Source organism: Sulfitobacter sp. TMED3 (assembly GCF_002167505.1).
Taxonomy (GTDB): domain Bacteria; phylum Pseudomonadota; class Alphaproteobacteria; order Rhodobacterales; family Rhodobacteraceae; genus Sulfitobacter; species Sulfitobacter pontiacus.
Map to the genome: position 1 here is coordinate 5,087 of NZ_NHBI01000064.1, position 10,993 is coordinate 16,079.

Here is a 10,993-nt window from a genome sequence, read left to right on the forward strand (position 1 = left end):
GCCGGACGGGACGGAATATGACGCACCTCTCGAACACATTGTTGAGGGTGACAGGTTGCGGGTACGCCCCGGCGACAGCATACCCGTCGATGCCGAGGTCCTCGAAGGGCATTCATCTATCGACGAAAGTATGATCACCGGAGAGCCGTTGCCGGTCGAGAAAACACAAGGCGACCGGGTCACAGGCGGCACGATCAACAAGAACGGCACATTGGCGATCCGGGCCACACAGGTCGGTGCGGACACGGTCCTGTCCCAGATCGTGGACATGGTGGCAGGTGCAAAGCGGTCGCGCGCGCCGATTCAGGGTCTGGCGGACCGGGTATCGTCCGTCTTTGTTCCGACGGTTGTCGTCATTGCGATCATATCCTTCGTTGTCTGGCTGTTCTTAGGGCCCGATCCCGCGCTCGCCTTCGCTGTTACTGCAGCCGTATCCGTTCTTATCATTGCTTGCCCCTGTGCCTTGGGCCTTGCGACGCCCATTTCGATCACAACGGCGGCGGGCCGCGGGGCACAGGCTGGCGTTCTGATCAAAGACGCCGAAGCACTGGAACGCATGGCGCGTGTCGATACCGTCATCGTTGACAAGACCGGAACACTCACCGAAGGGCGCCCCAAGCTGACAGACGTGGTGCCCACGGGGGACAAGGCTGAAAATGACCTGCTGACAATGGCTGCGGCCCTCGAACGGGGCTCCGAACATCCGCTGGCCGAAGCAATAGTCGAGGGTGCGCTGGCACGGGGGCTGACGCTTCCGAACGCAACGGAATTCGAAGCCGTGACTGGCAAGGGCGTGAAAGGCATGGTCGATGGCCAGGTCGTGGCACTTGGGAATCCCGCCATGATGGCAGAGATCAACGTTGACGCTTCGATTGCGGAATTTGCTGCGGACGACCTTCGTGAATCTGGAAAGACAGCAATGCTTGTGGCGATAGATGGCACTTTTGCCGGCATTGTCGCTGTTGCCGATCCCATCAAGGAGTCCACGGCAGACGCCATCGATGACCTTCATCGCCTCGGTCTCAGGGTCATAATGGCAACCGGTGACAATCAGAAAACCGCCGAAGCCGTCGCCGCAAAGCTGGGTATTGATGAAGTCCACGCAGGCGTCTTGCCCGAAGACAAGAAGGCATTGGTGGACTCCCTCAGACAAGAAGGGGCCCGGATCGCCATGGCAGGAGACGGCGTGAACGATGCCCCTGCCCTGGCGGCGGCTGATGTGGGCATTGCGATGGGCACCGGTGCCGACGTTGCCGTGGAAAGCGCAGGCATCACCCTTCTGGGTGGTGATCTTGTCGGCATCGTGCGTGCGCGCCGATTGGCAAAGGCAACGGTGCGAAACATCAAGCAGAACCTGTTTTTTGCCTTCGCCTACAATACCGCAGGTGTGCCCATCGCGGCTGGTATTCTCTACCCGTTTTTCGGCCTTCTTCTGTCGCCGATGATCGCCGCCGCCGCGATGAGCCTGTCTTCGGTCTCCGTCATTAGCAATGCACTGCGGCTGCGACGGGTACGGCTTTAGTCGCAAACTAAGGAGATAGATGATGGCAGGCGGACATCAGGGGCATATGCCGTCCGGCGGCAAGGGGCTGGCGATATCAGCCTAGTTGACCGGCATCTATTTTGTGATTGAACTGGCGATTGGCCTATGGACAGGGTCAATCGCGGTCATCTCCGACGCGTTCCATACCTTTTCGGCCGTGGGCGGTGTGCTGGTCGCCATTGTCGCGGCGCGTATGGCGTTGCGTCCGGCGGATGAAGAGCGGAGCTTTGGCTGGGCGCGCGCCGAAATCATCGGCGCCCTTGTGAATGGCGGCTTCTTGCTGGCCATGGCGGTTGTTGTCATCGCGATGGCTGCCATGCGCATGTCTGCGCCAATTGATCTTCCAACGGGTCCGATGCTGATTGCGGCTGCCGGGGGGCTCTTTACGGAGTTCATTTCGCTTGCGCTGATCTGGAAGCAAAGCAAGGGAGATCTGAACACGAAGGGAGCGTTCTGGCATATCATCCAGACCTTTGTTGGCAGTCTGTTGATCATCGTGACCGCCCTCGCAATCGAATTCACCGGGTTTCTGCTGATCGACCCGCTGCTTGGCATGGCGTTCGGGTTTGTCCTGCTATGGGCGAGCTGGGGATTGCTGAAAGAAGCGGCGCATCTTTTGATGGAAGGCACGCCTCCCGAAGTGAGTCTGCCTGAAATCAAACGTACCCTTGAAGAACTGCACGAGGTTTCCGATGTTCACCATATTCATGCCTGGGCGCTGACAAGTGGCAAGCATGTCTTCTCCGCGCATCTGCGTGTCACAGATCAAGAAGAGGTCCTGCAAACCGCCTAAGACATGCTGCGTAAGGACTTCGGGTTCTTTTTCGCAACCCTGCAGATCGAAACACGGTGCTTCGACGAAAGCGGCGCTGAGGCAATCGACCTTTCAGCGGCGAGCAGTAAGACAGGGCATAACGGCGATCTTTGAAAACAGGTCATCGTCGCGGGCAGCAATTCTCATTGTTATCGGGCAAGCGAAATACCCGCCAAGCTTTGCTACCGCACCTTTTGTTATCTCGAACCGGGCATGGTCCGGCTGATCCATTCAGGGGCGCAAATGATACGTTCCCCGGGTCGGATTTGCGATCCGGCCATCATTCACAAGCTTTCGCAAGGCCCGATAGGTGGCCTCGTGCGAAAGGTGCAGCGCGCTGGCAAAATCGACAACGGAGCTTTCAAGCAGGCCCGCCACCATACCGGCATAGACCCGTTCTTCTGCGCGGCGGATGCCTACGATCTCAAGCGCCTGACGTTGCGCTTGTATCTGCTGTGCCGCTTGCCGCGCATAGGCGCGTGCAAAATCCGGATCTGCAAAGGCAGACAAGACCGCCGCTTTGTCGATCTGTACAAACGCCCCAGCCTCCGCCACGACCGCATCGCAGTGGTATCTATCCGAAAACACCGATGCTTCGGCAAGGCTCATCCCGGGCTCGGCACGGTAGATGATAAATCGTTCGCCATCCGGGCCGACACGCTCAAGATGAACGCGCCCGCACTTAACAACATAAAGGCCGCAGGTCCGCGCGCCCTGACGAAAGACCGTATCCCCTGCGGCCCTCGTCAGCGGACGCAAGGCGGAGGGCGGTATGAGATTATAGGGTTCAGGCATCATATGATCCAAATCATATTTCAGGGTCCGATCAGGTACTAGGCTGAATCCGAATACACTCAGGAAAGGCTGGTCCATGCGACTGATACCCGTTCTCTTCGCTGTCTTGCTTGCGACACCCGTTACGCCGCAACAAATGCATTCATCCATGGGTCACGCGTCCGACGCCCCAGGAAACCGGCCAGTCCGCCTTCGCCGCATTGGCCGAAATAGTTGTGCTGCTCCAGGCCGATCCCGAAACCGATTGGGGCGCCGTCAATATCGACAAACTGAGGGACCATCTGGTCGATATGGACCTTTTGACACGAAAGGCAGAGGTCACCCGCATTCTGCGGCCCGACGGGGCACGGTTCGAAGTGCGTGGCAGCCCGCGTGTCCTGTCGGCCATCAACACAATGGTTCCCGCCCATGCACCGTTCCTTGCCGGTGAAACAGGCTGGAGTGTTGCGTCAGAAGAAATGGAGGATGGTGTCGCACTGATCGTGGGTGGCGATGGTGAACAAATACAGGGCCTTGGTTTCTTTGGTCTGATGACAATCGGTGTACATCATCAAGAGCACCATCTGATGATTGCGAAAGGACGCAAGCCGCATCATTGAGCACGCGCCCAAGGCTCATATGCGGACCCAGGCCGCAATGGTCACTTCGCCAACACTACGCTCGGATATTCACAAAGAATCTGATGTCGACACCAGATCCGCAGAATTAACCGTCACACGCCTGCGGGACCATACGATCAGGGCCGCGCCAAGGATAATCATCGGCAACGACAGCAGTTGGCCCATTGTCAGCCCATAGCCCGCCCAATGAACCGCATGTCCAATCGGGTTGTCCTGCGTGACGAACTGCATATCAGGCTGCCGGAAGAACTCGACAAGGAACCTTGCGCTTCCGTATCCCGCCAGGAACAGGCCAGTAAGGCTTCCGGGAAAGCGCAGCCAACCGCGTTTCCAGGCCAGAAAGATCAGGACCGAGCCAAGCAGGATACCCTCCAGAAGAGCCTCATAAAGCTGGGACGGATGGCGGCCACACAGGCCCACGACGCCCGCACAGGACTGGGCCGCCTCGCCGGGGAATGCCACCGCCCAGGGCACATCGGTCGGACGGCCCCAAAGCTCGTTATTGGTGAAGTTGGCCAGCCGACCGAGGAAAAGACCCGGTGGTGTTGCAACAGCGAGCAGATCCGCCGTTGATAGAACGGGTGCGCCGTTGCGATAGCAAAAAAGCAAGGTGGCCACGACCACGCCGAAAAAGCCGCCATGAAATGACATACCACCCTGCCAGACCATGAAGATTTCGACGGGGTTCTGAAAATAGTACTGAGGTTGATAGAAAAGCACGAACCCCAGCCTGCCCCCCACGATCACGCCCAGAATGATCCATGTCAGCAGGTCTTCCAGTTGCTTGGGTTGCAGCGGCGGCGCCCCGGCCCCCCAGACTGACGAAGAGCGGACCAATGCGACACAGATGCGCCAGCCGATAAGGAGGCCAACAATATAGGCCAGCGCATACCAACGCAGGGCAAAGCGGAACGATCCGATATCAACGGCAAAAATCTCTGTTCCGATGTCAGGAAATTGGATAATCGAAGTCAGCATTCTTTGTTACCTTTGCCTGTTTCACACAAGGCCACATTTTGTTTCCCGCAACGGACGTTGGCGCGTTCAACCCTGTTGTCCCCAGCCCAAAGCGCTGTGGTGAATGTGCCATCCTTGCGTGCGGGAGTCGGTTCCGTTGAACCAGAGATGACGCACATCGGCACCCGCGTCCATGTGTTCAGGCGCTTGTATCCCATGAGTTTTGTACTTGTTTGTAACGGTTGGAAGCTCCGCCGCCTACTGGATCCGTCCGTCGCGGGAAATCAGCCGATCAAGGTCGCGCTCCATGATCTGAATTCGCTCCCGCGTCCTGCAACGACCATTGCGCAACCACATCTATGATCACGGATATGTTCATTGAAGTTGCGCGCGCCCGGCACAATTCAACGGATCATGACGGCACATAATGGTGATAACCGGGATCAAAGCAGGACCAGCGGCATCGCAAAAGGAGTTCAGATGTTTATACGGTCCCTCGCAGCGACACTTTTCATCGCTTTTGTTGCATTAGCTGCAAACGCCCCGCCCCTCTATGCGCAAGGAAAGACAATTCCATTCGATGGAAGCTGGAAAGAACAGGGCCTCTTGCGGCTCTTTTCGAACGAGTACGGCCTGCAAGGTCGGCGGCTGGACGTGATTTCCGATGGCACGGTTTCGGTTCTCTGGCGTCCGGTCAGCGCAGCCCTTGGCACCGCAAAGGCAGCAATGTGGGAATGGTCCGTCACGCAGGGTGTTAAGGGAACCGACCTCACACGGCGCGGCGGCGATGATCGCAATCTTGCTTTGTACTTCATATTCGTCGATCCGCAGACCGCAAGCACGCTTGGCCGAACAACGGCGCGCAAATTGCTGCGTGATCCCAATACGCGGGCGCTGGTTTATGTCTGGGGTGGCAATCATGCGAAAGGCGCATTGCTGAACAGCCCCTACTCGACGGGTCTCAAATCGAAAATTCTGCAAACGGCGCAAACCGGCAACTTCACCGAGAATGTGAACCTGGATCGCGATTTCGTGCGTGCGTTCGGGGACATGCCAAAGGTTCTGGTCGGTCTTGCGGTGACAGCCGACAGCGATGATACCGACGGAAAGATCCTTGCGGCCATTCAGGACCTGCAGATACGTTAGGTGCTCTCCGGTATTCCGCCAAACCTGGGCGCCGATCTGCAATGTATCAATATATCTCGCCGGGACGCCCTTCCGCAACGGTGGGGGATGTGGGTTGCAGGCCCCAGAAACGGAATACACGGAAACCCATGCTTAAGCGTCTTCAGATGATGGTTGCGCTTGGCGCAGCCACGCTCCCCCTGCCCCTGAGTGCGGCTTCGGTGCCTGTCACCCTGACGCCCGGCCTTCACCCGGATCGGGTCGCGGGACATTGCAATGCTTGGATTCAATGGCACCTGTCCCGGCCCCGAAATCAGACAGCGCCAGAACGATATTCTGCGGGCGCGGGTGGAAAACGGGCTGGAGGACGGGACCCTCGTACACTGGCATGGCATTCGGTTGCCCAACGCGATGGACGGCGTAAACGTGCTGACACAGGATGTCATCATCCCGAATGAGGGTTACGAGTACCGGTTTCCGGTTTCCGGTTCCCGATGCCGGAACCTACTGGTATCACTCCCACTACCTTTCCTACGAACAGGTCGCCCGCGGACTGTTCGGCCCCTGATCGTCGAAGAACCTGCCCCGCCAGACGTGGATCAGGACATCACGGCCATCCTCTTCGACATTCGGCTTGATGACACCGGCCAGTTCGACATGGAATTCGACCGCGCTGATTTCATAACAGCAGGTAGGCTGGGGAACTTGATGACCACCTTCCTGTCGTCTGAGCAGGCGCGGCTGGGGGATCACATCCGGTTGCGTCTGATCAATCCGACACCGGATCGCATTTTCGAGATACGTATCGACGGGCTGACGGGCTTTTGTGTGGCCTATGACGGGATGCCGCTGCCCGAGCTGGTTTCGCTGGGCAATCTAAAACTCGCACCGGCGCAGCGCATCGACATCATCGCGGATGTGACGGGTGATGTGATCCTAAGAGAAACCGTGCCTTCGGGTGGCGAGGAACTGGGGGGCATTATGTTGAACGGTCAGCGACAAATCCGGTCTGCGCCGATAGCTCCCCTCCCCGCGAACCTCGTGCCCGCGCCCGGAGAGATCACGCAAACGGCAGATCTCTTCATGCAAGGCGGTGCCGGGGACGGCGCGCACGGCGGGTTCGGGGGCTGGGCCTTCAACGACGTGAGCGGTCTGCCGAACAAACCGCTGATTTCGGCAAGACGTGGTGAAGCAGTGCAGGTGCGGATGGTGAACGACACTGCTTTTCCGCACGGTATCCACCTGCATGGCCACCATTTCTGGGAAACCGATCAGAATGGTGCGCGAACCCACCTTCGCGACACGACCCTCGTAGCGCCGGGCGAGGCGATGACGATTGTGTGCGTACTCGACAATCCCGGCGCGTGGATGCTGCACTGCCATATGCTGAGCCATCAGGCTGATGGCATGGCGACCTGGATGCAAGTCAGCTGAGGTCGGAGCGGTGGTTGCGCCAACCGTTGACGCGAAGCTGTGCCACAACGGGATATCGCTCTTAACAACAAGCACAGGCCCGTCATACAAAAGTTTACATGGCACTCGCCAAAATTTGCCTATGCTCAGGTTGTGAATGACGCTGGTCTGATAATCGGAAAGGTGCGCAATGCCATCAAAAATCCATTCTGGCGTGATTGTGGCCCATCTGTTCATGGGCATGACGGCGGGCATGGTCCTTGCCGAGCCATTGGAGTTCGCCGACCTAGACCCACCGGTCGGGAACAATGCGCAGGAACCCACCCTGTTCGCACTGCAGGATGATCGGGTCCTGCTGGGTTGGACCGAACCACACCCTGCCGGGTTTGCGGTAAAATTGTCGGTCCTTGAAGACGCAGAATGGAGCGCGGCCCGCACTGTTACCGTGTCCGACGAACTCTTCGTGAACTGGGCCGATTTTCCGTCCGTTGTTGCGCTTGATGACGGTACCTTTGCGGCTCACTGGCTGTGGGAAAATTCCAAAAACGACTATGCCTATGACGTCAAGATCTCTCTTTCGCCGGATGAGGGCCTGACATGGAGCGCACCGATAACGCCACATGATGATCGGTCGGTTAGCCAACACGGTTTTGTCACGCTCCAGCCGCTCGAAGACGGTTCCTTGATGTCTGTCTGGCTTGACGGACGCGCATATGACAAGCCGCTTTTCACCAGCGCAGCCAGCAACTACCCGGATGCAATGCAGTTGCGCGCAACCCGGATCACGCCCGAAGGTACGCGAACCGATGATGTTCTTGTCGATGCGCAGACCTGTTCATGCTGCCAGACGTCCGCCGCATCGCTGGACGATGGCACCGTCCTTGTCGCATACCGCGACAGAACAGATGCGGAAATCAGGGATATATCTGTCGTAAGACACCAAGGCGGCATGTGGTCAGAACCAACAAACGTCCACAATGACGGCTGGGAAATCTCCGGCTGCCCGGTCAATGGCCCCGCCATCGCGACCGCCGGTCAAACAGCCGCCGTGGCCTGGTTCACGGCTGCAAATGACAAGCCGGAAGTCAAGGTTGCGTTCTCTTCCGATGGTGGCAGAAATTTTGGCGATCCGGCGAAAGTCAGCCTCGGGATTCCCGCCGGTCGGGTCGATATTCTCATGCTGGACCCTCAGACTGCGTTCGTGACGTGGGTCGAATGGGCAAATGAGAGCGAGGTGATCCTTGCTTGCCAGATCACAACCGGTCAGCAGTGTAAGGACCTGCAACTGATTGCGCGAAACAACGGCGCAGGTTCGGTCAACTTCCCGCGCACGGCGCGAACGAATGAAGGGGTTTACCTGTCGTGGACACAGCCCAGCAACTCGGATGATCCGGAACCGAGTTCGACTATACGCACGGTTTTCGCTTCCTATTGAAGGTTTCCGGACGAAAGCTGATGGTTCTTTCGCTTGGCTCACATCAGGAGTGGGTCCAACGATCACCGTCAACAAGAATTGCATTTCCTGCAATAGAGCTACCGGCAAATGACGGTGATTTCTCATCCATAGTGACCGGTCGTTGGCCCGGAAATTGTAGCGTGCCACGCTTTTTCATGATCCCGGTCCCGAGCATATGACCCACCAGCGCTACCCAGGCAATGCCGGTGAAATTCAGAAAGAAGGGAAGATCTGCGACAGAAGTAGTGCCCCCGATGGCCAACACCCACAGGCCGAACCCATAAATCGCCGAGGGCAAAAACCAGTTCGTCTGCCCCGCGATACGGTGCCAAATTGGTCTAAAGACGAACAACCAACCGACGGGATAGCCAATCAGGCCAACAAGATAAAAATGTACGAAATATCCCGCGAAGTCACCGTTCGGCAGACCAAGGCTGCCGAGCTAGCTCCTCGCTAGCCCGTGCGGTGACAACCGCGAAAAGCCCAAGCCCGGGCTGATGATCTGACCCAACAGATCGAACGCGACGGTCGCAAAGAAACCTGCGACGAACATTAACCCTAAAGTTCGGGCGTTGAATGCGGGTAGTGAACCTGTTGTGCGAGAATCAGTATCAACTGTATTCATGGCGATTCTTTCTTTGTATTGCGGGCGATCAAATAGACAGGGCTAATGTAATGACCAATTGTTGACCCAGCGACGTTCTCGGCAACTCCCGATCACTTTCCATCTTGATGAGATCGGTCTGTTTATGAACCCCGCCACAATAACCAACCTAATGACAGAACGTGGGATGTGCACTGCTGGCTCTAATATGTGATTATCCGTTACCGCCGTCAGCCTCCATGCCGAGAGAATGCTGACCGCCACAAGCACTTTGTGGCTTTGTACGCGCTGGTTCACAATGAGCGCTGCTTATGAGTCGGTGTCGCCGGAATTTCTCGTCTTTTCACCCCGCGCAGCAGCTGAGTTTGGCTACATCCTTGTCGAAGGTTTGTGCGGCGAGTTTCAGCCCTTCGACCGTGGTCAAATAAGGAAAGATCGTCTCTCCGAGCGCCCGTGCGGTCATGCCGAATATCAGCGCCATTGCCAGTGTCTGAATCGTGTCCGACCCCTCCGGTGCTGCGATCTGACCGCCCAGCAGGCGGTCGGTCTTCGCGTCGGCCACCAGCTTAATCACGCCGCGGGTATCGCGTGCAGCGACGGCGCGGGGCACGTTGTCGAGCGTGATCACACTGGTTTTGACCTTGTGCCCCGCCGCCTTGGCCTCAACCTCCGAAAGGCCGACGCCGGCCACTTGCGGGTCGGTAAACACGACCCACGGCATCGCCGCGTTGTCATAGCGCATCTGCTCCAATCCAAGGGCATTGTTGATCGCCACCTTGGCACCATAGGCCGCCATGTAGACGAACTGGTCACGGTCAGTGACATCGCCCGCGGCCCAGACGCCGGCACGCGTGGTCGCCATGTCCTGACCGACCTTGATAGAGCCGCGTGCGTCGGTCTCGATGCCAAGCTCTTCCAAACCAAGGTTCTCGGAATTGGCAATCCTGCCGGTGGTCACCACCAGCCGTTCGGCGGACAAAACCTCGGTCTTACCATCCCTTTCGACAGTCAGAGTGACGCCGCCCGCAGATTTCGCAACCGAGACGTAGGCAAGTCCGGTCTCGACCGCGATGCCTTCGGCCTTCAGCGCTTGCGTAAGTGCCTCGGCCACCTCTGGTTCGGCGCCGGGCAAAAGACGGGAACGGGTTACCAGCGTGACCTTCGTTCCCAGCCTCGAGGCCATCTGCGCCAGTTCGCAGCCGATATAGCCGCCGCCCAGCACCAAGATGCTTTCGGGCCGGTCAGGCAAAGTCAATAGATCGGTGGAATCGAGGGGCTCCACTGTGTCGATCCCCTCGATCGCTGGCAGGTGGGGGCGCGAGCCGGTGGCGATCAGGACGCGCGGGGCGGATATCACCCGTCCTCCAACAGCGACGCCACCCTCGACCAATCGCGCCGGGCCATCCTCGATATAGGTAACGCTTTTATAGGCGGGCAGCAGGTCTATATATTTCTTGTGCCGCATCTCCTCGACCAGATCGGTGGTGCCTTGCACTACGGCACCCCAATCCACCGCATGATCACAGGGCTCGACGCCCGGGAACCGGGCGGCCGACGCGCCGCCATGCACCGCCTCTGCGGCGCGGATCATCGCCTTGGACGGCACGCAGCCGACATTCACACAGGTGCCGCCGGTGGTGCCGTGCCCGATAAGCGCCACGCGCTT

9 protein-coding genes (1 of these 9 only partly in view) are annotated in these 10,993 nt (G+C 58.2%); 6 read left to right on the top strand and 3 right to left on the bottom strand.

Annotated elements, in window-relative coordinates:
• A protein-coding gene (locus tag CBB63_RS15070; RefSeq protein WP_286699726.1) for a heavy metal translocating P-type ATPase crosses the window boundary here: on the top strand, positions 1-1,522 show its 3' portion. Its footprint begins 824 nt before the window's first position; 1,522 of the gene's 2,346 nt are visible here — the last part of the coding sequence; its start codon lies beyond the left edge, outside the window; its stop codon occupies positions 1,520-1,522.
• An 85-nt stretch (positions 1,523-1,607) separates the two neighbouring features.
• Positions 1,608-2,336, top strand: a complete 729-nt coding sequence (locus tag CBB63_RS15075; RefSeq protein WP_286699727.1) for a cation diffusion facilitator family transporter — start codon at positions 1,608-1,610, stop codon at positions 2,334-2,336.
• A 252-nt stretch (positions 2,337-2,588) separates the two neighbouring features.
• Here the strand turns inward: CBB63_RS15075 and CBB63_RS15080 are convergent, their stop codons facing one another.
• The gene (locus CBB63_RS15080) at positions 2,589-3,152 is read right to left on the bottom strand and encodes a Crp/Fnr family transcriptional regulator (RefSeq protein ID WP_227512966.1); all 564 of its coding nucleotides are present in this window, start codon (positions 3,150-3,152) and stop codon (positions 2,589-2,591) included.
• A 200-nt stretch (positions 3,153-3,352) separates the two neighbouring features.
• On the opposite strand from CBB63_RS15080, the gene CBB63_RS15085 reads away from it, so the two are divergent.
• Positions 3,353-3,751 (top strand): hypothetical protein, encoded by a 399-nt coding sequence (locus tag CBB63_RS15085; RefSeq protein ID WP_249777955.1) that lies wholly within the window; start codon positions 3,353-3,355, stop codon positions 3,749-3,751.
• A 69-nt stretch (positions 3,752-3,820) separates the two neighbouring features.
• Here CBB63_RS15085 and lgt read toward each other — a convergent pair whose 3' ends face one another.
• A complete protein-coding gene (gene lgt / locus CBB63_RS15090) occupies positions 3,821-4,750 on the bottom strand; it encodes a prolipoprotein diacylglyceryl transferase (RefSeq protein WP_050672452.1) in 930 nt (309 codons plus the stop codon).
• A 357-nt stretch (positions 4,751-5,107) separates the two neighbouring features.
• On the opposite strand from lgt, the gene CBB63_RS15095 reads away from it, so the two are divergent.
• The 3 genes from CBB63_RS15095 to CBB63_RS15115 all read left to right on the top strand — a co-directional run bounded on the left by CBB63_RS15095 (position 5,108) and on the right by CBB63_RS15115 (position 8,702).
• Entirely contained in the window at positions 5,108-5,875 is a 768-nt protein-coding gene (locus tag CBB63_RS15095) for a DUF3047 domain-containing protein (protein ID WP_231886351.1), read from the top strand.
• 255 nt (positions 5,876-6,130) lie between these two features.
• Complete coding sequence (locus tag CBB63_RS16375; RefSeq protein WP_502695953.1) at positions 6,131-7,288, top strand: multicopper oxidase family protein; 1,158 nt, start codon at positions 6,131-6,133, stop codon at positions 7,286-7,288.
• A gap of 169 nt (positions 7,289-7,457) precedes the next feature.
• A complete protein-coding gene (locus CBB63_RS15115; RefSeq protein ID WP_050672453.1) occupies positions 7,458-8,702 on the top strand; it encodes a sialidase family protein in 1,245 nt (414 codons plus the stop codon).
• Positions 8,703-9,670: 968 nt separating this feature from the next.
• On the opposite strand, the gene merA is transcribed toward CBB63_RS15115, so the two are convergent.
• Positions 9,671-10,993: mercury(II) reductase (merA, locus tag CBB63_RS15120; RefSeq protein WP_286699728.1), on the bottom strand; the 1,323-nt coding region annotated here is incomplete at its 5' end.

Bases quoted from the DNA above. Each gene is read 5' to 3' on its own strand.
- CBB63_RS15115 (WP_050672453.1), top strand. From the start codon at position 7,458: ATGCCATCAAAAATCCATTCTGGCGTGATTGTGGCCCATCTGTTCATG.
- lgt (WP_050672452.1), bottom strand. From the start codon at position 4,750: ATGCTGACTTCGATTATCCAATTTCCTGACATCGGAACAGAGATTTTT.
- CBB63_RS16375 (WP_502695953.1), top strand. From the start codon at position 6,131: ATGCTTGGATTCAATGGCACCTGTCCCGGCCCCGAAATCAGACAGCGC.
- CBB63_RS15080 (WP_227512966.1), bottom strand. From the start codon at position 3,152: ATGCCTGAACCCTATAATCTCATACCGCCCTCCGCCTTGCGTCCGCTG.